Raw genomic sequence first — 21828 nt, forward strand, 5'->3', positions numbered from 1 at the left:
TCCGTTCGATGCCGCGAGGTGTGCGCCTCAACCGTCTTTCGGAATCGGACCGCTGTCGCCAGTGGGCGGATCGGGCAGCCATGACAGATTATTGAAGCCTTGATACAGATAACCGCCATCACCCTGTGCAGCGCCGTATCCGAAGTGCGCATAGGCCATCGCGTTGCTATAGAGCGAGACGACGGCCGTGGTGCGGATCGTCTCGAAGAACGGCGTGCCGGCAAGCGCGGCGACGTCTTTCGCCTGCTGATCGGGCGCGCGCTTGCTCCAGTCGGAACCGGCGGTTGCATCGAGCCTGGCGATGCCGTCGACCATCTGCTGCCTCACCAAAGGATCGGCCTTGGCCTTCGCATCGAGGTCCTTGACGGCGAGGGCGTAGACCGCATCGTCGAGCGTCTTGTGCGGAAATACCTGCTTCGTGAACGCGAGCAGCACTTCGCCCTGATGCGTATCGAGTCCCTGAAGCTCGAGCGCCCAGACACGGCTCGGCGCGAGGCCAGCGAATATCGACGTGAAAGCGAGCGTCCCCACGAGGACGCCCGAGCCGCGCAGGAATTCGCGTCGCGTCAGTGCGATCCTTGGCGACGCGGGTGACTCGGCATAACTGTGCTGACCGTCGTGCGCGCGAGCCGGCGCGACGATCGGGATGATCGTGTCTCGCATGTCTCTCTCCTTGTGGGGTACCGCTCCAGCTCATGTATTGGCGTCTGCTTTTAGCGCTTATTCGTAATGCCCGTGACGCTCGAGCACTTCGATCTTGTATCCGTCCGGGTCCAGGATGAAGAAGAAGCGCGCGATGAGCTGACCATCGTCGCCCTTGAATTCCTTCAGGTCGAGCGGCTCCATGCCGAGACCGATCAATCGGTCGCGTTCCGCCTTCGCATCCGCGACGCTTACCGCGACATGCCCGTACCCGTCGCCGTGTGTGTATGGCTCCGTGCGGGCCTTGTTCCAGGTGAGTTCGAGTTCGCTCGTGCTTTCATCGTTACGCAGGTACGCCAGCGTGAAGTCCGGAAAATCCAGCCGATGCGCAACGCGCAGTGCGAGCGCGTCCTCATAGAAGCGCAGCGACTTGTCCAGGTCCCGCACGCGGATCATCGTGTGAATCAGTTTCGACATGGGTCGTTCCTCCTTTGATGCCAAGTGTAGGGGCGGAAAAATGTGCCGGGTAATGGCCGGTTATATGGCAGCTAGGACTTGCCCTAGGGACGGTGTAATCCCCTAGCATGTGCGCCGGCGGCTCCGGTCAACGCAGACGATTACAAGCCTTTCATAGGCACGCTTTCGCATCACCTTTCCGTTTGATGCGCATCTGCATGAGACGGATTTGCCGGCCTTTTTGAGTGATGCAAGCACATACGGGTAAACGATCTTTTCGGATATAAGCGCGTCCACCATATTTTCATTCGGTGTCCGACCGATTCCCGGCGCGGCCAACTACGAGTCTGGAGAGCAAGAATGCAAAACCGTTCACTAACGAGGCTGCTGGCTCGCGCCGTCGCGCCGCTATTTGCGATAGCGACAATGCTGGCCGCGCCCGCCTCCTTCTCCCATGATCGAGGCGACCGCGATCCGAGCGATGGCTGGCTGTCGACATGGACTGCAAGCGCCGACCGCAACAACAACATCACGACGCCGCAGAACTTCAACGCTGCCACGACCATTCGACAAATCGTGCACACGAGCGTTGGCGGCAATCAGGTGCGCGTGCGGCTCACGAATGAATTCGGTCTGTCGCCGGTCACGGTTGGTCCTGTGCATATCGCGGTATCGGCGGGTGGATCGAAGATCTATCCCAACACGGACAGGACGTTGACCTTCGGAGGAAAGACATCGGTCACGCTCTACGCCGGCGCACCGATACTCAGTGATCCTCTCGATATCACCGTGGGTCCGTTCGCGAATCTGGCGATCAGCCTGTTCCTGCCGCAGGCGACGAAGCTGGAGACCGTTCACCAGCTTGCGGTGCAGAACGCGTATGTATCGAGCGGCGACAACACCGCCTCGCCTGATCAGCCCTCGCCCAAGACTTACACGAACCGCTTTTATCTGTCGGGCGTGCTCGTCAATACGCGCGGGCGTACGGATGCCATCGTCGCGTTCGGCGATTCCATCACCGACGGCTACGCGTCGACCGTCGACGCCAATCGCCGCTGGCCGGACAATCTCTCGCAACGGCTGAACAACGGGCAGTCGCACCACGGCACGGCGATTCTCAACGAAGCCATCAGCGGGAATCGCGTGCTAAGCGATGGCGCGGGCATCAGCGCGCTTGCACGCTATGACCGCGACGTGCTGAGCCAGCAAGGCGTCAAGTGGGTGATCATGTTGGAAGGCATCAACGATATCGGCTGGCCCGGCACGGTGCTCGATCCATCGGCGCCGCAGGCCACGGCGGAAGACATCATCGATGGCTATAAGCAGATCATCGCGCGCACGCATTTGCGCGGCATACGGATCATGGGCGGCACGCTCACGCCGTTCCGCAATGCGCTGCAGGGCACGCCCAACGTGGGGTATTACACCGCGCAGAAGGAATCCGTACGGCAGGCCGTCAACGCCTGGATTCGTAATAGCCACGCGTTCGATGCCGTCGTGGACTTCGATGCCGTGATTCGCGATCCGGCGCAACCGACCTCGATGCAGACGCAATACGATAGCGGCGATCATCTGCATCCGAACGACGCGGGTTATGTTGCGATGGCGAACGCGATCGACCTGTCCGTGCTGCGTTCGCGGGACAGGGACGACGACGGACGTTGATCTCCGCTTCAAATCGTCCGCAATGGACAAAGGCCGCGCGAACAAGCGCGGCCTTTGTCGTTGGCGGAATAAGCCGCGCTAATACGCGCCGCCGCGTACTCGAAGTCGTCCAGCGGAACAAACCTTGCTTCCAACGTTGAACAGAAGGCCAACTGCAAGCTCTGGGAAACCCGGCAGAAGGCTTTGCAACGGAGGACGCGCCAATGCATACCTCGTCTACCGAGCCACGTGCGATCGTGGTCGTCTGCCACGGCGACACGAGGAGCGCGCGATCGCAGCATGAAGTCGACACGCAACGCGCGCTCGCTGGGCAACTCGCGCTGCTTCTCCACGCGTCGGATTGCGTCGAATTCGACTCCGCATGCAGCTATCCGCCGCAACGGTACTTCGTTCCCGACGACACACTGCCTGTCGCGACCGCCCGTCGATTAGGCATCGCCTCTGACGACGATCTTTTCGGCGGCGTCGTGCCCTATCCGTTCGTCGGTACAAAAGTCGTCGTGCATGGTCTGCCGCCCGGTGCGCAAGTCAAGCCGGAAGGATGGCAAAACACACTCGGCGAACGCGTAGGCGAACTGGTGCTGCCCGGCTTCTTCGCCTTTACTCGCGACGACGCGCACACCGCCGCCGCGCTGCTTCTCAGGAACGGCCCGGTACGCCTCAAACGCCCTTCGGGCATCGGCGGGGCGGGACAGGCGGTTATCGCGGATCGACGGGAACTCGACACGCAACTGAACGGCATCGGCGATGCCACGCTCATGACCGAGGGCATCGTGCTGGAGCGCAACTTGCGCGAGATCACGACGTTCAGCGTCGGAGAAGTCCGCGTACGTGGGCATCATGCGAGCTATTACGGCGTGCAACGGCTAACGCAGAATAACCACGGTCATGCGGTCTATGGCGGCTCGGACCTTGTCGTCGTGCGCGGCGCGCTGGATGCGCTGCAACACACGGATATGCCCGACGACGCGCGCGCCGCCGTGCAATGCGCCCGCGAATTCGATGACGCCATTCGCAGCGCGTTCCCCGGCTTCATTGCATCGCGAAGAAACTACGATGTGGCCTCGGGCGTCGACGAGAACGGTCATGCCTATCGCGGCGTGCTGGAGCAGTCGTGGAGAATCGGCGGTGCGAGCGGCGCCGAAATCGGCGCGCTTCGCGCGTTCGAGAACGATCCGGCGCTGACTGTCGTGCGGGCATCCACCGTCGAACTGTATGGGGAAGACGTTGATGTTCCTGCTAACGCGGGCATCATCTATCAGGGCGTCGACGCGCATTCGGGACGCGTCACCAAGTTCTTCACGGTCGAACCCGGCCCGCGCACGAGAGGAGCAAGCGAATGACAGCAGGCCGCCAGCAGATACAAATTTCCGTCGATCGCGGCTATCTCGATGGCACGCTCGTCGTGCCTCAGACCGCGATTCCGGGCATCCTGTTCGTGCATGGCTGGGGCGGCAATCAGGAGCAGTACATGGAGCGCGCACGGCAGGCGGCGGCGCTCGGTTGCGTCTGCCTCACGTTCGATCTGACCGGCCATGCACGCACGCAGGAAGAACAGGAGACGGTGACGCGCGAAACGAATCTTAACGACGTGCTCGCGGCATACGACAGGCTCGTCGCGCATCCGCTCGTCGATGCGACGTCGATCGCCGTGGTCGGCAGCAGTTATGGCGGCTATCTCGCGTCGATTGTCACGTCGCTGCGGCCAGTGCGCTGGCTGGGGCTTCGGGTGCCGGCGCTTTATCTCGACGAGGGATGGACGCTGCCCAAGCGCGCGCTGCATAAGGAGCACGATCTTGCCGCCTATCGAAGACGCATCGTCGCGGCCAGCGAAAATCGCGCGCTTCGGGCGGCCGCCAAATTTCGCGGCGACGTGCTGCTGGTCGAATCCGAGCACGATGAAACCGTGCCGCATACGGTGCTCGCCAGTTATCTGCAAGCGTTTTTGCAGGCGCACTCGCTGACGTATCGCGTGATCGAAGGCGCGGATCACGGTCTGTCCGACGAAGGCAGTCAACGCGCGTACACGGCGCTCGTCGTGAGCTGGCTTGCGGAGATGATCGGCGGAAGTCGTGCCGGAAGCCGTGGCGAGGCGCCCGAACTCATCAAGTGACGAGAGGGCGTACATCGCACACTGGCGCGCGCCCGATCGGCTAACATGCGCGCTCGCACTGAACCGATCGCCATGCCGCAAACCTCTTCGCTGTTGGAGCGCACGCTGAACGGCATCGCACGTCGTTATCGTCTGCCGCACTTCGATGCGCATTCACTCGATACCCATGCGTTCAGTCCCGAGACGGCGCTGGCGCTCGTCATCGAACAGGTTCGCATCGCGACGGCAGGCGGCGCTGTGGCGGATGCGGCGCTGAAACAGCGCTTCTGCGATACGCTCGCGCGCGTGATCGCCTGTGCGATGCACCCTCACACCGGCGATGCAGTCTTTCAGGCGATGCTGCTTCGGCATCGTGAAACGACCGTTCAAGAATACGCGTCGCTGTCCGCACAAGCCGAACGCGATCGCCGATTCGTTCACGCCGCCGTCAATGGGATCGCGCATCCCGCGAAGCTGCAACGCATGACGCCTGGACAGCAACGAGAACTGCTGGCTGCGTTGCATGCGTCTGCGGCTTCATCGTCGTGGGGACAAGTCGAAGATCATGCTCGACGTTTGCTCGATCTGCCTGACAGCGCAGGCGATGCCTCTGTCAAGCGGCGCGCGCAGCAGCTGTTGAACGACCGAGCACTCATGCGACTACGAACGCTTCAGTCATTGGAGGGCGACGCATCCGTTCAACGGTATCGTTTGCTTCTGGACCAGCACGGTCCTCGCTCGGGAAGCGCTGCCGCCGCCGCACAAGGAGTCGCCGCCAAGCAGCGCGGTGCCGACGTCGAAGCGCTCGCCGCCCGCGCACTCGAAGCCCTGGCTCAACGACTGAATGAGGCGGAAGCGCCGGTGTCGTATCGCGTTGTCACGTCGATGCGTGTTCCAGCATCAATGCCTTCGAGTCACGAGCACGCGAAGACTGAATGGGACGCCGTGCTGTTGCGGCAAGCAGCGACGGTCCACGATGCAGCGGTCTGGGACGTGTGCCTTCTGATCGAAGCGAAGGCTTCCGTCGATGCGGCATCGACGGACTTCGCGCGGCTTCTCCGTGGCATGCGCCTGCTCGCCAGCGCCGACGCAACCGCCGATTACTCGTTTGAAACGCAGCAAGGCATCGTGCGTATTCGAGGAGCGTCACTGCATGCGCTGCCTGTGGAGGGAAACCGCGTCGCGAACACGGTGCTGTATTGCTGCGACGCCCTCCCCGATGAGCCGCCACGACTGCTTAACGCGGCGAGCAGGATGCAACTCTTGTCCGCGCCGGGCAGTCTTGCTTATGCAAGCACGTTGATGGACGAAGCGCACGCCGACTCGCGCACGCTGGGATCCGTATGGCAGGCCTTGATCGAATCGTTGCGATGGAAGAGCGTGCTCGATCAATACGCCATGCTGCGGCAGGTGCGCGAATTGATGGTTCATGCAGACGATCTGCTCAGCGCGATGGAGCAGTGAAGGAAGGTTTTCGTCCCCGCCAATCCGCTTGCTCGTCGCACCATCGCGTTGCCCACTGCTGTGCTGCATCCACGGCCTCGGCCTCGCTTTTGCATTCGCCGATATCCCCCGACCACTTCACCTCTTCACGCGTGCCTTCTCCCGATGCAATTCGAAGAATCTTCGCGCGCGCATAGTAGCGGCCGCCCTCGTTCAGGCACGATGCTTCGATGCGGAACTGCTTGTAGTCGAGATCCATGATGGTATGCCCCTCCGCATTAATGCCCAACGCATGTTGTTCATTGCTCGTTCGCGATGCTGAGTGCATCGTCGATTGACAACGTATGCCGCATCGCCTCGGCAAGCGCGCTCATCTGCCGATTACGTTCACATCCCACTGCCGCGACGAGTTTGCCCTTGTCGCCGAACAGTGCGATGAACTCGAAGTTCTCCGGCGATCCGGTAATGACGGTCTTATCCCAATGACGCGCGTGGCCGAGATACTCGATGTTCTTGCCGAAGTGATACGTCCAGAAGAAAGGCACGAAAGGCTCTTTCGGCGGCGAGCCGAGCATTGCGTGGGCGGCGATGCGCGCGTGCTGTTGCGCCAGCCGCCAATGCTCGACGCGTATGCGCCCGCCCGGCTCGATCGGCAATTCGAAGCGCGCGATATCGCCCGCCGCGAAGAGGCCTTCGGCGGCTTGCATCGACGCGTCCACATCGAGGCTGCCGTCGTCGTTTCGATCGACGTTGAGGATGAAGTCGGTCGCCAGCCGAATGCCCAGGCCGGCGACGATGAAGTCGCAGTCGATGGTCTTGCCGTCATCGAGCGTCACGCGCAAGCGCCGCTCGCTGCCCTCTTCGTTGCGCGCGACGGAGACGGCATGCCGCCGCATTCGGAACTGCACGCCATGCGTTTCGTGCAGACCTTGCACGAGCCGCGCGACTTCGGGACCGAACGGCTTTTCGAACGGCACGTTGCCGGGCGATACCACCGTCACCGCGACATCGCGCCCGCGCAGCGCAGCCGCGACTTCCAGGCCGATGAAGCTCGCGCCGAGGACGAGCGCGTGACTCTTCTTTACTGCGTTGTCCACGAGACGCCGTGCGTCGTCGCGGCCACGCAGAAGCCGTATGTATTCGACGACACCTTCGGCATCGCCGCCTTGCAGCGACGGACGTTTCGGCACGCCGCCCGTTGCGATGAGCGCGGCATCGTAATGAATCGACGGTGCGCTGCCGATATCGATGCGCTTTGCGCTCGCGTCCAGCGCGTGAACTTCGGCCTGTATGACTTCGATCGACTCGCGGGCGAAGAAATCGTCCGGCAGCAACATCGGCACTTCATCCGGCGACATTTCTCCAGACGGTACAAACTTGCTCAGCGATGTTCGATCGTAGGGCGTGCGCGGTTCACGTTCGATCACGACGATGCGCCCCGCGAAGCCCGCCTGACGCAACGTCGACACCGCAGCAGCGCCCGCTGCGCCGAGGCCGATCACCGCAAACGTCCTGCCATCCTTTGGCTTCGCTTCGGCCGGCTCGTCGAGCGGTATCGCGCTGGCAAGGATGTCGTCGCCATCGACTTGAACCGGATAACGCTTGAGCGGCATCAGCGGCGGCGGTTCGACGAGCCCGCCGGTTTCGATATCGAACGTCCCTCTGTGCCATGGACAAATCAGCCGGCCATTGCATAACGCGCCTTCTTCCAGCGGTGCGCCTGCGTGCGGGCAATTCGCCTCATAGCCAACGACGCGCTCTCCGGAGCGGATCAACAGTATGGGCGTATCGCCAATTTCGATGCGCTTCATGGCGCATGCGTCCAGGTTCGACAGCGCCGCGACTTTCTGCATAGGAGTTTGATCGGTCATTGCCGTGCTCGTGAGGAAGTGCCCGGTTGAAGCGAGCAACGCGCATGCCGACCTCGTCAAAGGCCGCTCTTTCGACAGGTGTCCTCGACAGGTACGGTCCTTGCCTTCACATACTCTATAGATGTGATTCGCCAGCGCGGCGATCGGCGCCAGCCACGGAGGAATGCATGAACGATATGACTCGCGGTCCGCGTAAGCGCGCGATCCCGGCTTCATGGCGCGTCCACAAAGAGGACGCGTTCAATGCCACATTGGAAGAAGTGCTCGCGGGCGTGCTCTTCACGGACGACCGTTGCGCGAGCCGTGTTGCAACGCTGAACGAACTGCGTGGTCTTGACCTGGACAGACTGCCGCTGCCCGGCTCTGGAAATACAGCAACGCGCTGGGGTGCGCTAGGGGCTGTTGCGGCATGCGACTTGTCGCTCGCGAAACTCTATGAAAGCCATGCCGATGCACTCGCCATCCTCGCGGAGTTGCATTGCGCCGAGCATGCGCCACGCGGAACGTGGGCCATCTGGGCCGCCGAACCGCCCAACGCCCGCCTTGTTGCGCGCACAGTGAATGGACAGTCGTTGCTTCTCGACGGCACGAAGGCATGGTGCTCGGGCGCGAGTCATATCACGCATGCGCTCGTCACGGCCTGGCGCAACGACGAGCCCGTCCTGGCCGCAGTGAACTTGTCGCAGCAAGGCATCGAGATCGACGAAAGCGGTTGGCAAGCCGTCGGCATGCGCGCGACAGGCACCGCCAGCGTGCGCTTCGACGGCGTGCAGGCGACGTTGATCGGGGATGCCGAAGCATATGTGAATCGTCCGGGCTTCTGGCATGGCGGCGCGGGCATCGCGGCATGTTGGCTCGGAAGCGCAGCGGCCATCGCAACGACGCTCATCGACAACGTTGCACGCCGCGACGATCCGCACGCGCTCGCGCATCTCGGCGCAGTGGATGCGGCCCTCGCCTCCGCTGCCGCATTGCTGCGCGAAACGGCTGCATCGATCGACGCGCATCCTTCATACAGCGCGCAGCAAGGGGCGCTGCGTGCGCGCGTTGCGGTCGATCGCGTGGCGATGGACGTCATCACACACGTGACGCGCGCGATCGGTCCGGCGCCCGCCTGCACCGACGCATGGCTCGCTCGCGCACTCGCGGATCTGCCGATCTTCGTCCGCCAGAGCCACGCCGAACGCGATGAAGCAGCACTCGCAAAGACGCTGATCGACGACTACGCACGAAGCAACCGATGACGCGCAAGCTCATCGTCCGGCGGCACCACCGATAACGAAAAGCACAAACAAGGACCGAGCATGTCCACTTCGCGAAGTTACTTCGACGATCTTTATCGCAACAACGATGATCCCTGGCGGTATCGAACGAGCTGGTACGAGCGCCGCAAGCGCGATCTCGTGCTCGCTTCACTGCCGCGCGAGCGATATGAATCCGCCTTCGAACCGGCCTGCTCGAACGGAGAACTATCCGCAATGATCGCTCGCCGATGCACGCGCCTGCTCGCATGCGACGTCAGCGAGGCGGCGGTGCGCAGCGCAAGCGAGCGCCTCGCGGATACATCGAACATCACGCTCGAACAGCGTGCCGTTCCCGACGAATGGCCAACCGATGCACGCTTCGACCTGATCGTCATCAGCGAGGTTGCGTATTATCTTTCACCCGAAGCCGCTGCGACGCTCGCACAGCTTGCATCGACGTCGCTCAGCGACGACGGCGCGCTCGTCGCATGCCATTGGCGTCATCCATTCGAAGGCAAGCTGCAATGTGCTGAGGATATTCATGCGACGTTCGACGCCGCGTTTCATGGCGCGCGCATCGTTCGACATGCGGAAGCCGACTTCATCCTCGACGTGTGGTCGAAAGACGGGCGTTCGATCGCACAGCACGAGGGCATCGCATGATCGGCATTGTGATCCCCGCGCATAACGAGGAAGGCTTTCTTTCTGATTGCCTCGAAGCGGCGCAACGCGCAGCCGCACATGCCGCACTGCTCGATGAGACGGTTGAAATCATCGTCGTGCTCGACAGTTGCAGCGATGATTCGATGTCCATCGCGGAGTGTTTCGACGTGCACGTGCTGACGCTCGATGCGCGCAATGTAGGACGTGCGCGAGCAGCGGGCGCGGACTTCATGCTCGAGCGTGGCGCGCGCTGGCTTGCCTTCACGGATGCGGACAGCCGCGTCGCGCCGGACTGGATCGTCGAGCAGCTCAGGCTGGAGGCGGATGCCGTGTGCGGCTGCGTGACCGTCGATGACTGGAGCCTGCACGAATCGGCCACGCGCGAGGCTTTCTATCGCGGATACACGCATGCGGACGCGCATCGGCATGTGCATGGCGCGAACCTCGGTGTATCGGCACAAGCGTATCGGCGGGCAGGCGGCTTTCCGCCGCTCGCATGCAGCGAAGACGTTGCGCTGACATTGAAGCTGGCGGAGACCGGCGCACGAATCGCGTGGAGCGCGGCCCCGTGCGTCGTGACGAGCGCGCGCACTGCATCGAAGGCAAGAGGCGGCTTTGGCGATACGCTCGCCGCGCTAGCGGAACGAGAAGCGCAAGAAGTGCTTGCGGAAGCGGCCGCGGTGACGAACACGCAGCGCGAGGAAGCCTGATCGAGCGCTAGACGTCGCTCATGAATCTTTGATGACAACCGGTTGATCGCGCGTTGTCGGTATGCAACTTGCCTTCTTTATCGAGTCAAGACTACGGGATAACGACATGAAAAGGATTGACGCGGATACCGACGCCCGTGACAACCAGACTGCGGAAACCAGCTTCTCTGCATACGCTGAACCGCTCGTCGGCGATGCCATTGCCGAAGCCGCAACCCTCGAAGCCGCTGCCGATGCAGAGAAGCTGCATAAGCTGCGGGTCGCGCTTCGTCGCTTGCGCACACTGATCTGGGCATATGGTCCGATGCTCGATTCGAAGTTCGGTACGCAACAACGGGCGATCTACAAGTTTCTTGCGAACGCCGCTGGCAATACACGCGACTGGGACATTCTGATTCAACTCGTCGAAGCAACGGGCGAGCACGACGCGGCGGAATCGTTCAAGCAAGCTCGTGCGGAGGCATCGCAAAGAAGCCTGGCGACGCTTTCCCATGCCAATGTGAAGCAAGTGCTGCGCGAAGCGGTGAGCGAGGCGAATCGCGAACTGAACACGGCGGCGAAGCGGACGCCGCTGGTCAAGTTCGCGAGAAAGCGCGTTGCCACGGCTCAGAAGCAACTCGAGAAGCGGATGCACACTGCTTCCAAAGCTAGCCGCAATGACTACGCGTCGTTTCATGAGGTGCGCAAGGCGGGTAAAAAAGTACGTTACCTCGTTGAATTTTTTGGGCCGTTGATCGGGAAGAAGCAACGCAAAGGGCTCAAGGATCTTAAGCGAATCCAGAAGCGCTTGGGCGCGCTCAACGATGTCGTGGCTACGCTGGATTTGCTGCAGCAACATCGTTCGTCACCTGTCGATGGCGCGGCAGCCGAAAGAGCGCTGCATGCGTTGCAGAAGGAACAGAAGCGCCGATTCAAGGCGGCTGCCAAGCTGCTTTGAGCGGCTCGACGTCAGACAGGAGAACATCGTGACTCTGCAACTCGTGAGATTCAATCCGCTACCGCCGGTTATCCGCTCGATGTCGACGCCAGACGATGAGCCCGCGGACGCCGACAGCGACGACCTCGACGATGTGCTCGACGAGACCGGCGCAGTGACGAACCGCAGCGACGGCAAGACGGGCACCGACACGGAAGCCGAGCCTAATCGCAAGTCTTGACCGTCAACGCGGCATCGCCACCGCCTGCCGCACTTCCGCCGCCCGCACGAATTTGCCAGCGCCCAGATGATGAATCGTGTGCAGATCTGCATTCGATTCATCGATGGTCCAGTGCCCGTTCGCAAATACGCGCGCATCCGCTGCCGCTGCCACGACCTCTGCGAAACACGTGTCGTAAGCCTGCTCCGTATGCGGCTCGCTGATTAGCCGACATTCCAGCCAGGCCGCACAGCCGCTCTCGATGAGCGGCACCCCCAATACCGGTCCGTTCGTCGATTGAATTTTGAATGCATCGAACTTGTCGATGTCGCGGCCGCTCGTCGTTCCCACGGCATAGGCAAGGTCGATCAACGCCGCGCCCGGCACGCATACGCCGAATGTGCCACTCGCCGCGACCAGTTCGCGCGTGAAGGTGTTCTTGTCGATCACGATAGCGATACGCGGCGGCGTGAACTCAACGGGCATCGACCAGGCCGCCGCCATGATATTGCGCCGATCGCCGTGGGCGCTCGTGACGAGGACGGTCGGACCGTGGTTGATCAAGCGGCTGGCGTGTTCGAGTGCGACGGGAAGGAATTGAGTCATGGAGGAAATTGGCCAGAAATGTGGAAACGCGAGATTGTAGGCGCCCGTTGAAACGCCTTGACAGACACTCTTACGATATATATCTTTAGATATGTTTTACGACAATCTAAGGACCCTCACCATGAGATCTCACCATTCCCGGCGGGATGGCAATCCCGGCGGACACCATCATCATCGGCATTTTGAATTCAACTCGCCGTTCGAGCTTCCGCACGTCGCGCACGCGCTCTGGGGCATGATCGGGCGGCATCGGCACGGCGGCGGCGGACGTTTTGGCGGCGGTGGCCCGGGCGGCCTCGGCGGATTCGGGGACGGCCCCGACGACATGGGAGGCATGCCGCGCAGCCGCAAGTTCTCGTCGGACGACCTTCAACTGCTGCTGCTGGCGATGCTCGAAGAAGCGCCGCGTCATGGGTACGAGCTGATCAAGGCGCTGGCTGACCGCTCCAACGGCTTTTATACGCCTAGTCCCGGCATGGTGTACCCGGCTCTGACGTATCTCGAAGAACTGGGCTACGCAACGGTCGAACTCGAAGGCAATCGCAAGCGTTACGCGCTATCCGACGAGGGCCGTGAGTACCTTGCCGCGAATCGCGAACGCGTCGACCTGATGCTTGCAAGGCTTTTGCATTTTGCACGCAAGATGGACCTCGTGCGTCGCGCCTATGCGGGCGAAGAACCAGACGATGCAGCCGCCGGTTCAGGATGGGCGCCAGAACTGATCGCTGCCCGCCGCGCTTTGAAGCGGGCTTTGCTTCTGCGCACCGATGCATCGCAGGATGAACAGCGTCGTATCGCGGAGATACTCGTGCGTGCGACGGCGGAAATCGAACAGGGCGACGCACGCCCGCAAGCCTGAAGGACTGTCCGATGAACGATTATTCCGTCAAGGAGCGGCAGGACCGCCCCAATCTCGAAGTCACGCGCGTGCGCCATGCGCTCAAATTCCGGCTGCTGCAAGTAAGCCGCGTGCATGCGCTCAACCCGCGTTTCGTCCGGGTGACGCTGACCGGCGAGGCGCTCGCGGACTTTGAAAGCGCGTCTTTCGACGACCACGTAAAGGTTTTCTTCCCGCAACCCGGCGAGACGATGCCCGTTGTTCCCGAGGCGGGTCCGGATGGTCCCGTATTCGATCCGGCAAAGCCGCGCCCGATTGCGCGCGATTTCACGCCGCGCCGTTTCGACCGCGAAGCGCTCGAACTGGATATTGAATTCGCTTTGCACGATGCTGGCCCGGCGACGGCGTGGGCGTCGCAGGCGGCTCCGGGCCAATATCTTGGCATCGGCGGTCCACGCGGTTCCTTCGTGGTGCCCACGCACTTCGACTGGCACCTGCTGATCGGCGATGAAACCGCGCTGCCTGCCATCGCGCGTCGTCTCGAAGAACTGCCCGAGGGCACACGTGCAGCCGCGCTAATCGAAGTGGCCGATCCTTCGTCGCGCATTGATTTGCACTCCCGCGCCAATCTGTATGCGCAATGGTGCTATCGCAACGAGGACGGGCATTCGAACGACCTGCTGCTTGCGTTGCGCGAACTCTTCTTGCCGGACGGCGACGGCTACGTATGGGCGGGCGGCGAAGCGACGCTCATGCGCGCAGTGCGCCAGTTGCTGTGCAACGAGCGAGGCATCGACAAGCGACGCATTCGTGCATCGGCCTATTGGAAGCGCGGCGAGCAAGGCGTGCATGGGACGATCGAAGACTGACTCAGTGGGTTCGTCGGAGAAGAAGAAGGCGTCCGATAAATTAAACTGATGGCTCGACGTCATCTCTTTCGAGCGAATGGACAACCGCGAACTGCTCAATCTCGCGTATTTGCGCGCATTTAGGCTCGTCGCGCAAACCGGTAGCGCGACGCGCGCCGCAGCCGCACTCTTCCGGGCGCAATCGGCGGTCACGCGCTCATTGCAAGAACTGGAAGCGGCGGTAGGCGAAACCCTGCTCGAGCGCCGTCCGTCAGGCATGTTGCCGACGCCCGCCGGACGCGCCGTGCTGCTGCGATGCGAGCGCATCTTTTCCGAACTCGAAACACTTGCGCAATGGTGTGCCGCGCGGCAGTCGCGCCGGCGTTCGGCAGCGGGTAATGCGTTACCGGCGTTTCTCTTGAATACGCGGCGGTTGCAGTTGTTTTCTGCACTCGCGCGTCATCGGCATATGCCAAGCGCAGCGCAAACGCTCGGACTGAGTCAGCCTGCAGTGAGCAGTGCAATTCGCATCATGGAGACCGGCGCGGGCATGCAGTTGTTTCACCGCAGCCCCCGCGGGCTGCTGCTTACCAGCGAAGGCGAGACTTTCGTGCTGCACGTGCGTCGCGCGCTCAATGAATTGCGCCACATCCCCGACGATCTCGCCGCCTTGCGCGGCACGATTCAAGGCTATGTGACGGTCGGCGCGCTGCCGCTTGGCCGGACATTGATTTTGCCCGGCGCGATTGCGCGCGTCGCGGCGAACTATCCCGGCGTGCGCATCGCAACCGACGAAAGCGCCTATGAACCGCTCGTCGCCGGATTGCGAGCGGGCGATATCGATTTCGTTCTTGGCGCGCTCAGAGCGAACGATGCATCGAGCGGCCTCGCGAACGAACGGTTGATGTCCGAAGACATGGTCGTCATCGCGAGGCGGGATCATCCGTTAGCGCGCGTTCAAGCGTTAACGCTGAAGGAATTGATCTCGGCGCAATGGGTTTTGCCTCGCAGCCATGCGCCGGCGCGCGGCATGTTCGAAGCGCAATTCAGGCGGCTCAAACTCAAACCGCCGATGCCGACTGTCGAGACGGCGGATCTTGCCGTCATTCGCGGACTGCTCGCGCATACGGACATGCTGGCGGCGGTATCCGCCCAGCAGTTGCACTACGAATGCGAAGCGGGACACCTCGTCGTACTCGATATTGCAATGCAAAACACGCGGCGCGATATCGGCCTGACGGTACGCGCGGGCAGCACGCCCTCACCGGCCGCGCGCGCATTGATCGATGCAATCCGGCTCACCGTCGATGACTTGCGGCATACGTCGGGCATCGCCAACCGGATGACGCACATCGCGTAATCAACGCGGTGGCCCTTAGCCGACTTAGATTTGTTCGACCGAGTCGGGAATAAAATGCCAACGCGCTTGTTCTCTCTCTGAAGGAGCGCGCCTGCAACTGGCTGCGACGGGCAATGAGCGACGGATCGAGCATGGATATCCGCAATGACCTGATGGAGCATGTGCCACGATTGCGCCGCTATGCGCGGGCGCTGCTGACCAATCGCGAGCTCGCCGACGATCTCGTACAAGACACGCTGGAACGTGCGCTCTCGCGAAGCCGCACGTTCGAATCCGGCACCGACCTGCGGGCGTGGCTTTTCACGATCATGCACAACGTCTTCGTCAATCAGGTACGCAAGGCTTCGGCACGCGCAGTGCATGTTTCCGTCGACGATGAAGCCTCTGGCGAAACCCAGCTTGCCGCATCGGGCGGCCAGTTGCATTCGCTCGAAGTGCGCGATCTCGACTATGCCTTGCAGCGTCTTCCAGCGGAACAGCGCGAGGTCGTCCTGCTCGTCGGACTCGAAGAAATGAGCTACGCCGAAGTGGCGAACGCGCTGAGCGTGCCGATCGGCACAGTCATGTCCCGGCTCTCGCGCGGCCGCGAACGGCTGCGCTCTTTGATGGCGGGCGCCCAGCCCGGAGCGAAACTGAAGGTGGTGCGATGAGCGAGCAACCGACTGCAATCAGCGAAGAAGACATTCATGCGTATGTCGATGGCGCGCTATCGTCCGAGCGCCGCGAGCAAGTGGAACGTGCGATTGAACTCAATCCGGCGCTGGCTGCGCGCGTGAGCGATTATTTCTCGCTGAACAACATGTTCCATGAGCGCTATGACCGTGTTCTCAATGAACCGATACCGCCTCGCCTGCGCGCGTTGGAGAACAAGCGGCGCGCATGGGGCGGCGCTAACTGGCCGCAATTCGCCGCCCTCGCTGCGACGCTTGTGCTTGGCATCGGTATCGGCGTTGGCACTGGTTCGTATTTGCCTTGGGCCAATTCATCGCGGGTTGATACGGTCGCCGCCGACACGAGCGAAACGATGGCGCGCGAAGCCGCGCTCGCGCATGTGGTCTATATGCCGACGGTCGATCGTCCCAGTGAAATCGGCAAGGACCGGGAACACGACTTCGTGCAGTACTTGTCCAACAGGCTCGGAACCGATGTCCATCCTCCCATGCTGACGAAGAGCGGCTTTCAGTTGATGGGCGGCCGCATTCTGCCCGGAGAGGATGGCCCGATGGCGCAGTTCATGTACCGCGACGCAAAAGGCGAGCGCGTGACGCTCTGCATATCGCAGCGCAAGACGAGCGCCAACACCACTGCATTCAAGCTCTATCAGGATGGGCCTGTGAGCGTGTTCTACTGGGTCGACGGCGCGTTTGGCTATGCGGTGTCAGGCGGTATCGATCGGAAAGTCATGCTCGAACTCGCGCATGATGTTCACGCGCAACTGACTGAAACGACGCCGGGCTAAGTCGTCTCTGCTAACCTTGAGCGTATTGAAAGCCCCGATACGCCATGAACGATCACGTGCAGTTCGCCGACCTCAATTGCGGCGCTTATCCCCTGAGCATCGAATATCAATGGATCAACGCTGATCGTTCCGATGCGCCTGTCGTCCTTTTTCTGCATGAGGGTCTTGGCTCGATTGCGCTTTGGAAAGACTGGCCGCAGTCTCTATGTGATCGGCTCGGATGCCGTGGCCTCGTCTATTCGCGCCCGGGCTATGGACGCTCGACACCGCGTCCCGCCGGCGAAAAATGGCCCGTCGACTTTCTGCATCTTCAGGCGCGAGTGGTTTTGCCTGCGTTGCTCGACTCTATTGGCTTCGATGACGCCGAGCGCAGGCGCATGTGGATCGTCGGACACAGCGACGGCGGCTCGATCGCCCTGCTGTATGCAAGCGCGTTCCCCGACGCGCTCGCTGGCGCAGCCGTGCTCGCGCCGCATACATTCGTCGAAGCGATGACGGTCGATGCAATCTCGCAGACCAAAGTCGCGTATGAATCCACTGACTTGCGCGCAAGGCTGGCGCGCTACCACGATGACGTCGACTCCGCATTCTATGGATGGAACGATGTGTGGCTCAACCCCGCGTTTCGTCACTGGGACATTGCGGCAGAGCTTGCACCGATCCGGCGGCCCTTGCTTGCCATTCAGGGCCATGACGACGAATACTCGACGATGGAGCAGATCGACCGAATCCAGGCACATGTACCGCACATTCACTTCGCAAAGTTGCCGGATTGCGGTCACTCACCGCATCGTGACGCCGCCAGCGCGGTGAACGACGCGATCGCCGATTTCTTCAACGCGCATCAGGCAAGCAATTGGCTACAACGTTAAAGCCGAAGCGCTTTGACCACTACTCGAAGGAGAATTGCATGTTGCTGACCGATGAAGAACTCGCCCGCCTGCAACCCATCGCGCCGTTTCTACAGAGTGAAGCGCGCACGTCGCTCGAGGCGGAGGCAGACTATGAAATCGTGATGGAACTGGAAAACCATGTCCAGCCGGGTTTGCGTGTGCGCGGGACCGAGTCGCCAGCGACGACAGCCGATCCCGACGCCCCGCCCTATCCCGTCGACTTGTTCGTGGGCCTGCCTCTGGAGGAACTGCGTGCACTTTCCAATGCAAACGACGAAGAACGCGACGATGCAATCGCTCGCTTTGGCGCAACGTTTTCGCCGCGTCTTCTCAGGGCCATTGCGAAGATGACGCCTCATCAGATCGATCTCGATGCGGGCGTTCAGAGCGAAGCAGGCACGCTCTCGGTGATTCTGGAAGCAAGCGACGACGAGTAGGTTTTCGCTCCGTATTTACCCGCGGCGCGCCTGTATCGCGCGTATCGATTCGCCTTGCATTGTTATAATTCTCCCATCTCACGACTGAAAGCTAACACCGCGGCGACGCGTTGCCAGACTGCGAACTCAATGGCCAAGACCGACCGCCTCCGCACGCTCGCAAGCGCGCTAGAAAAACAAAACGTCTTGCGCCTGCGCGACGCGGCAGCATTACTGGGTGTATCCGAAATGACCGTTCGCCGGGACATCGCGGCGAATCCCGGCCAGTTCACTTATCTCGGCGGCTATATCGTCAGCGCAGCGGATTTACCGAATGCTGCGGGCTATACCATCGACGAGGAAAAGGATCATTTCGCGCAAGCAAAGGCCATTGCCTCTGGACACGCGGCTAACCTGCTCGTGGATAGCGAGACGATCTTTATCGATTGCGGCACTACGCTGATCACGCTCGCGCGACAGATCCCCGCCGACATGCATTTGACGGTGGTTTGCTATTCGCTGAATGTGGCGGAAATTCTGAGGCGCAAGCCCAATGTCCGCATGATTCTGCTGGGCGGCGTGTACGTGCCTTCGTCCGAATCGTTCGCAAGCGATGAAAGCGGCGAAACGCTAAGGCGCATGGGTATCAACAAGGCTTTCATGTCGGCAGGCGGCGTGGACGAAGCGCGCGGCGTCACCTGCTGGAACTTCCACGAAGTCGCGATCAAACAGGCTGCGATGGCAAGCGCCGTTGAACGGCATTTGGTCGTCGATTCCAGCAAGCTCGGCAAAGTCAAAGCCGTGCGCTTCTCTCAGCTTTCAGAATTCGATTCGATCATCACGGAGCACGGACAGGATTCACGCAAGCGCGCTTGAGGAATTACTGTCGGCGCCCCAGTGCGAACAACGTTCCCGCGACGAGAATGAACGCGCCAATGATCACCTTCTGCCAGGTGCTCGGCACACCCACCAGAATCAATACGCTATTGATGAGCGTAACGAGCACGACGCCCAGCAGCGTGCCGATCACCGTCCCCGTACCGCCGGTGATGCGCGCACCGCCGAGAATGACGGCGGCGATCACATCCAGCTCCGTGCCGACGAGATCGAACGGATTGGCAAGCCGGTTCGTCGATACATGCAGGATGCCCGCCACGCCGGCAAGCAAGCCGGTATAGCCGAAGACGAAAAGATGAATCGCGCGGAGGTTATAGCCGAGACGTTCTGCGATGGCGAGGCTGCCGCCCATCGCGTAGACGCCTCGGCCCATCATCGTTCGATTGAGCAGCCACCATGTGACGATTGCCGCGATCACCAGTGCGATCACCGATACCGGCAACACCGCGCGCAAGCCATCAGCCGTGTGATAGAAAAAGAGCGGCAAGCGGCCGAACGTATCCATGCTATGCGGAATGTTCATGAAGAACTGCGTGCCGACGAAGGTCAGCAGCAAACCGCGAAACAGATACTGCGTACCGATGGTGACGATCAGCGAGGGCGCCTTCAGCCGGTGCACCAACATGCCATTCACGATGCCGAGCAGTACGCCGCCGACCGCGCCGGCGAGCAGGATCAACGCGAACGGACATTCGGGCCACCACGCGAATACGGCCTTGGTGATCGAATACATCGTCAACGCGGCGATAGCAGTGAACGACACGTCGATGCCGCCGGAAGCGAGCACCACGAGCGTTCCGAGCGCAAACAGCGATACGGTCGTCGCCGAATGAAGCATGTCGAACAGCGTCGCGAACTGGAAGAAGCGCGGATTGAGGCTGCCGACGACCAGACAGGTCACGACGATCAACCCGACCGTAAACCATTCAGGATTGCGCATCAGTCGCGCATACAGACTGCCCTTGCGCACACGCGGCGCGACTTCGCTCGGCTGTGCCGTCATTGTCTCGCTTCCTGCGCGCCGGATGGATTCACTCATGCTCATGCTGCCTCGGAAAGTAGCGCGTGATAAAGGTCGGCCTCGTTCAATGTGTCCGCACGATACTCGTTCGCAATCCGGCCTTTCTTCATCATCAAAATGCGGTCGCAGTTCTGCAGCAGTTCGGGCAGGTCATCGCTGATCAGAACAATGCCGATACCTTCTTTCGACAGCCGCTGCATGATTCGGTAAATGATGTCCTTCGATCCGACATCGACGCCTACGGTGGGCCCGTGCAGCACCAGCACGCGTGGATCGATGGTCAGCCAGCGGCCGATCAGCACGCGCTGCTGATTGCCGCCCGAGAGCGATTGCACCGGCTTGTCGACATCGGGCGTGGCGATCTGCAAGTCCTTCACCGTTCGCTCCGCAAGCGCCTGCGCACGCTTGCGATCGATTTGACCGAAGCGGTCCCGCAGGCTCGAAATCATCGCGGTGACAACGTTATCGCGTATCGGCTTATCGAGGAACAAGCCTTCATTCAGGCGGTCCTCAGGTACATAGCCAATCCGCTGCGCCTTCGCGTCGGCGGGCGAGTGCAAGCGCACGCGCATGCCGTCGAGCGTCACGACGCCGCTATCCGCGGGTGCCACGCCTGCCAGCGCGCGCGCCAGTTCATTGCGTCCGGAGTCGAGCAATCCCGTTACGCCGAGTATTTCGCCTTTGTGCAACGCAAACGACACATCCGCGAATTGCCCCTTACGTCCCAGGCCTTTTACGTCGAGCACCACTTGCGAAGCAACGCTATCCCCTTCGCCGCGATAACGCTCCGTCGAGAGATGCTTGCCCGTCATGAGCTCGCTGATCTGCGCTTTCGTATAGTTTTCGATCGGGCCTTGCGCCATCTTCTGGCCATCACGCAATACGATGACTTCGCCGCCAATCGCATAGCATTCGTCCAGCTTGTGGCTCACGAACAGCACTGCAACACCTTGCGCACGCAGCTTCGCGAGCACGGCGATCAGATTGTCGACTTCCTTTTGCGTGAGCGAAGTCGTCGGTTCATCCATGATGACGAACTTCGCTTCACTGGCGATGGCGCGTGCAATGGCAACGAGCTGACGCGTCGCAAGCGGCAACTGTTCGATCAACGTTCCTTGAAAACTCACGTCGCCTGGCAGGCCAACGGCTTCGAGCGCGCGTGCGGCGGTGGCGGCAAGCGCACGGCGATCGAACGTGCGCGCAAGCTTTCCTGCATGCTCCGCGAGCTCCGACGTCAATGCGACGTTCTCGGCCACACTCATGTTGGGCAGCAGCGACAAGTCCTGATAGACCGTCTCGATGCCCGCCGACAATGCCTCCAGCGGCGACAGCCGCGCATGGCGCACGCCTTCAATGACGAGTTCGCCTTGATCCGGTGGTTGCGCGCCTGAAATGATCTTGATGAGCGTGCTCTTGCCGCAGCCGTTCTCGCCAAGCAGGTGATAAATCTGCCCGCGCTCGAATGCGAGCGACACGCCGCGCAGCGCATAGACGCCGGTAAAGCGCTTATGAATATCGACGACTTCGAGGAGCGGTGTCTCTTTGGTCATGGCGTAGGGTTTCGCGCG

Annotated in this window: 24 protein-coding genes; 17 read left to right on the forward strand and 7 right to left on the reverse strand. The window is 61.4% G+C overall.

The window, feature by feature from the left end; all coding sequences use genetic code 11:
• Positions 1-27: 27 nt before the first annotated feature.
• Both AB6804_RS05295 and AB6804_RS05300 read right to left on the reverse strand, forming a co-directional pair.
• Complete coding sequence (locus AB6804_RS05295; RefSeq protein WP_370885550.1) at positions 28-663, reverse strand: twin-arginine translocation signal domain-containing protein; 636 nt, start codon at positions 661-663, stop codon at positions 28-30.
• Positions 664-720: 57 nt separating this feature from the next.
• Positions 721-1119: a VOC family protein gene (locus AB6804_RS05300; RefSeq protein WP_370885551.1), complete on the reverse strand. Its 399-nt coding sequence runs from the start codon at positions 1117-1119 to the stop codon at positions 721-723.
• Between the two features lie 339 nt (positions 1120-1458).
• Between AB6804_RS05300 and AB6804_RS05305 the strand changes: the two genes are divergently transcribed.
• From AB6804_RS05305 to AB6804_RS05320, 4 genes are all read left to right on the forward strand, one after another.
• Complete coding sequence (locus AB6804_RS05305; protein WP_370885552.1) at positions 1459-2763, forward strand: SGNH/GDSL hydrolase family protein; 1305 nt, start codon at positions 1459-1461, stop codon at positions 2761-2763.
• A 203-nt stretch (positions 2764-2966) separates the two neighbouring features.
• Complete coding sequence (locus AB6804_RS05310; RefSeq protein ID WP_370885553.1) at positions 2967-4106, forward strand: DUF3182 family protein; 1140 nt, start codon at positions 2967-2969, stop codon at positions 4104-4106.
• Positions 4103-4876, forward strand: a complete 774-nt coding sequence (locus AB6804_RS05315; RefSeq protein ID WP_370885554.1) for an alpha/beta hydrolase family protein — start codon at positions 4103-4105, stop codon at positions 4874-4876. The genes AB6804_RS05310 and AB6804_RS05315 overlap by 4 nt, the downstream gene beginning before the upstream one ends.
• A gap of 45 nt (positions 4877-4921) precedes the next feature.
• Positions 4922-6319, forward strand: a complete 1398-nt coding sequence (locus tag AB6804_RS05320; RefSeq protein WP_370885555.1) for a 3-deoxy-D-arabino-heptulosonate 7-phosphate synthase — start codon at positions 4922-4924, stop codon at positions 6317-6319.
• Here the strand turns inward: AB6804_RS05320 and AB6804_RS05325 are convergent.
• A complete protein-coding gene (locus tag AB6804_RS05325; RefSeq protein ID WP_370885556.1) occupies positions 6300-6557 on the reverse strand; it encodes a hypothetical protein in 258 nt (85 codons plus the stop codon). The two genes, AB6804_RS05320 and AB6804_RS05325, sit on opposite strands and share 20 nt — an antisense overlap.
• 40 nt (positions 6558-6597) lie before the next feature.
• Complete coding sequence (locus AB6804_RS05330) at positions 6598-8169, reverse strand: FAD-dependent oxidoreductase (protein ID WP_370885557.1); 1572 nt, start codon at positions 8167-8169, stop codon at positions 6598-6600.
• Between the two features lie 167 nt (positions 8170-8336).
• Between AB6804_RS05330 and AB6804_RS05335 the strand changes: the two genes are divergently transcribed.
• The 5 genes from AB6804_RS05335 (at position 8337) to AB6804_RS05355 (ending at position 11943) form a co-directional block, all read left to right on the forward strand.
• Positions 8337-9413 carry an acyl-CoA dehydrogenase gene (locus AB6804_RS05335; protein ID WP_370885558.1) on the forward strand — a complete coding sequence of 359 codons (1077 nt, stop codon included), beginning with the start codon at positions 8337-8339 and terminating at the stop codon, positions 9411-9413.
• 60 nt (positions 9414-9473) lie between these two features.
• Positions 9474-10076, forward strand: a complete 603-nt coding sequence (locus AB6804_RS05340) for a class I SAM-dependent methyltransferase (protein ID WP_370885559.1) — start codon at positions 9474-9476, stop codon at positions 10074-10076.
• Positions 10073-10786, forward strand: coding sequence for a glycosyltransferase family 2 protein (locus AB6804_RS05345; protein ID WP_370885560.1), 714 nt, complete (start codon positions 10073-10075; stop codon positions 10784-10786). The genes AB6804_RS05340 and AB6804_RS05345 overlap by 4 nt, the downstream gene beginning before the upstream one ends.
• 61 nt (positions 10787-10847) lie before the next feature.
• Positions 10848-11723 (forward strand): CHAD domain-containing protein, encoded by an 876-nt coding sequence (locus AB6804_RS05350; protein ID WP_370885561.1) that lies wholly within the window; start codon positions 10848-10850, stop codon positions 11721-11723.
• 28 nt (positions 11724-11751) lie between these two features.
• Complete coding sequence (locus AB6804_RS05355) at positions 11752-11943, forward strand: hypothetical protein (protein WP_370885562.1); 192 nt, start codon at positions 11752-11754, stop codon at positions 11941-11943.
• Between the two features lie 3 nt (positions 11944-11946).
• Here AB6804_RS05355 and AB6804_RS05360 read toward each other — a convergent pair whose 3' ends face one another.
• The gene (locus AB6804_RS05360; protein WP_370885563.1) at positions 11947-12528 is read right to left on the reverse strand and encodes a flavin reductase family protein; all 582 of its coding nucleotides are present in this window, start codon (positions 12526-12528) and stop codon (positions 11947-11949) included.
• A gap of 121 nt (positions 12529-12649) precedes the next feature.
• On the opposite strand from AB6804_RS05360, the gene AB6804_RS05365 reads away from it, so the two are divergent.
• The 8 genes from AB6804_RS05365 (at position 12650) to AB6804_RS05400 (ending at position 19218) form a co-directional block, all read left to right on the forward strand.
• On the forward strand, positions 12650-13387 hold the full coding sequence (locus AB6804_RS05365; protein ID WP_370885564.1) for a PadR family transcriptional regulator: 738 nt from the start codon (positions 12650-12652) through the stop codon (positions 13385-13387).
• An 11-nt stretch (positions 13388-13398) separates the two neighbouring features.
• Complete coding sequence (locus AB6804_RS05370) at positions 13399-14235, forward strand: siderophore-interacting protein (protein ID WP_370885565.1); 837 nt, start codon at positions 13399-13401, stop codon at positions 14233-14235.
• A gap of 76 nt (positions 14236-14311) precedes the next feature.
• On the forward strand, positions 14312-15574 hold the full coding sequence (locus AB6804_RS05375) for a LysR family transcriptional regulator (protein ID WP_370885566.1): 1263 nt from the start codon (positions 14312-14314) through the stop codon (positions 15572-15574).
• Between the two features lie 131 nt (positions 15575-15705).
• A complete protein-coding gene (locus tag AB6804_RS05380; RefSeq protein ID WP_370885567.1) occupies positions 15706-16224 on the forward strand; it encodes an RNA polymerase sigma factor in 519 nt (172 codons plus the stop codon).
• Positions 16221-17033 (forward strand): anti-sigma factor, encoded by an 813-nt coding sequence (locus AB6804_RS05385; protein ID WP_370885568.1) that lies wholly within the window; start codon positions 16221-16223, stop codon positions 17031-17033. The genes AB6804_RS05380 and AB6804_RS05385 overlap by 4 nt, the downstream gene beginning before the upstream one ends.
• 44 nt (positions 17034-17077) lie before the next feature.
• Positions 17078-17905, forward strand: coding sequence for an alpha/beta fold hydrolase (locus tag AB6804_RS05390; protein WP_370885569.1), 828 nt, complete (start codon positions 17078-17080; stop codon positions 17903-17905).
• A gap of 38 nt (positions 17906-17943) precedes the next feature.
• Positions 17944-18363: a hypothetical protein gene (locus AB6804_RS05395; protein WP_370885570.1), complete on the forward strand. Its 420-nt coding sequence runs from the start codon at positions 17944-17946 to the stop codon at positions 18361-18363.
• Positions 18364-18492: 129 nt separating this feature from the next.
• Positions 18493-19218: a DeoR/GlpR family DNA-binding transcription regulator gene (locus tag AB6804_RS05400; protein WP_244797305.1), complete on the forward strand. Its 726-nt coding sequence runs from the start codon at positions 18493-18495 to the stop codon at positions 19216-19218.
• 4 nt (positions 19219-19222) lie between these two features.
• On the opposite strand, the gene AB6804_RS05405 is transcribed toward AB6804_RS05400, so the two are convergent.
• Positions 19223-20284 (reverse strand): ABC transporter permease, encoded by a 1062-nt coding sequence (locus AB6804_RS05405; protein WP_370885571.1) that lies wholly within the window; start codon positions 20282-20284, stop codon positions 19223-19225.
• Entirely contained in the window at positions 20281-21810 is a 1530-nt protein-coding gene (locus AB6804_RS05410; protein ID WP_035966502.1) for a sugar ABC transporter ATP-binding protein, read from the reverse strand. The genes AB6804_RS05405 and AB6804_RS05410 overlap by 4 nt, the downstream gene beginning before the upstream one ends.
• Positions 21811-21828 lie beyond the last annotated feature (18 nt).

Origin of the sequence: Caballeronia sp. RCC_10, assembly GCF_041360715.1 — a bacterium.
In the GTDB taxonomy this organism is placed as follows: Bacteria; Pseudomonadota; Gammaproteobacteria; order Burkholderiales; family Burkholderiaceae; genus Caballeronia; species Caballeronia grimmiae.

What these genes read in the sequence shown, in the direction of transcription:
- AB6804_RS05405 (WP_370885571.1), bottom strand. Translation starts at nt 20,284, where the DNA reads ATGAGCATGAGTGAATCCATCCGGCGCGCAGGAAGCGAGACAATGACG.
- AB6804_RS05300 (WP_370885551.1), bottom strand. Translation starts at nt 1,119, where the DNA reads ATGTCGAAACTGATTCACACGATGATCCGCGTGCGGGACCTGGACAAG.
- AB6804_RS05400 (WP_244797305.1), top strand. Translation starts at nt 18,493, where the DNA reads ATGGCCAAGACCGACCGCCTCCGCACGCTCGCAAGCGCGCTAGAAAAA.
- AB6804_RS05320 (WP_370885555.1), top strand. Translation starts at nt 4,922, where the DNA reads ATGCGCGCTCGCACTGAACCGATCGCCATGCCGCAAACCTCTTCGCTG.
- AB6804_RS05370 (WP_370885565.1), top strand. Translation starts at nt 13,399, where the DNA reads ATGAACGATTATTCCGTCAAGGAGCGGCAGGACCGCCCCAATCTCGAA.
- AB6804_RS05350 (WP_370885561.1), top strand. Translation starts at nt 10,848, where the DNA reads ATGCAACTTGCCTTCTTTATCGAGTCAAGACTACGGGATAACGACATG.
- AB6804_RS05385 (WP_370885568.1), top strand. Translation starts at nt 16,221, where the DNA reads ATGAGCGAGCAACCGACTGCAATCAGCGAAGAAGACATTCATGCGTAT.
- AB6804_RS05310 (WP_370885553.1), top strand. Translation starts at nt 2,967, where the DNA reads ATGCATACCTCGTCTACCGAGCCACGTGCGATCGTGGTCGTCTGCCAC.
- AB6804_RS05360 (WP_370885563.1), bottom strand. Translation starts at nt 12,528, where the DNA reads ATGACTCAATTCCTTCCCGTCGCACTCGAACACGCCAGCCGCTTGATC.
- AB6804_RS05305 (WP_370885552.1), top strand. Translation starts at nt 1,459, where the DNA reads ATGCAAAACCGTTCACTAACGAGGCTGCTGGCTCGCGCCGTCGCGCCG.
- AB6804_RS05410 (WP_035966502.1), bottom strand. Translation starts at nt 21,810, where the DNA reads ATGACCAAAGAGACACCGCTCCTCGAAGTCGTCGATATTCATAAGCGC.
- AB6804_RS05295 (WP_370885550.1), bottom strand. Translation starts at nt 663, where the DNA reads ATGCGAGACACGATCATCCCGATCGTCGCGCCGGCTCGCGCGCACGAC.
- AB6804_RS05390 (WP_370885569.1), top strand. Translation starts at nt 17,078, where the DNA reads ATGAACGATCACGTGCAGTTCGCCGACCTCAATTGCGGCGCTTATCCC.
- AB6804_RS05395 (WP_370885570.1), top strand. Translation starts at nt 17,944, where the DNA reads ATGTTGCTGACCGATGAAGAACTCGCCCGCCTGCAACCCATCGCGCCG.
- AB6804_RS05375 (WP_370885566.1), top strand. Translation starts at nt 14,312, where the DNA reads ATGGACAACCGCGAACTGCTCAATCTCGCGTATTTGCGCGCATTTAGG.
- AB6804_RS05340 (WP_370885559.1), top strand. Translation starts at nt 9,474, where the DNA reads ATGTCCACTTCGCGAAGTTACTTCGACGATCTTTATCGCAACAACGAT.
- AB6804_RS05325 (WP_370885556.1), bottom strand. Translation starts at nt 6,557, where the DNA reads ATGGATCTCGACTACAAGCAGTTCCGCATCGAAGCATCGTGCCTGAAC.
- AB6804_RS05335 (WP_370885558.1), top strand. Translation starts at nt 8,337, where the DNA reads ATGAACGATATGACTCGCGGTCCGCGTAAGCGCGCGATCCCGGCTTCA.
- AB6804_RS05365 (WP_370885564.1), top strand. Translation starts at nt 12,650, where the DNA reads ATGAGATCTCACCATTCCCGGCGGGATGGCAATCCCGGCGGACACCAT.
- AB6804_RS05380 (WP_370885567.1), top strand. Translation starts at nt 15,706, where the DNA reads ATGGATATCCGCAATGACCTGATGGAGCATGTGCCACGATTGCGCCGC.
- AB6804_RS05345 (WP_370885560.1), top strand. Translation starts at nt 10,073, where the DNA reads ATGATCGGCATTGTGATCCCCGCGCATAACGAGGAAGGCTTTCTTTCT.
- AB6804_RS05315 (WP_370885554.1), top strand. Translation starts at nt 4,103, where the DNA reads ATGACAGCAGGCCGCCAGCAGATACAAATTTCCGTCGATCGCGGCTAT.
- AB6804_RS05330 (WP_370885557.1), bottom strand. Translation starts at nt 8,169, where the DNA reads ATGACCGATCAAACTCCTATGCAGAAAGTCGCGGCGCTGTCGAACCTG.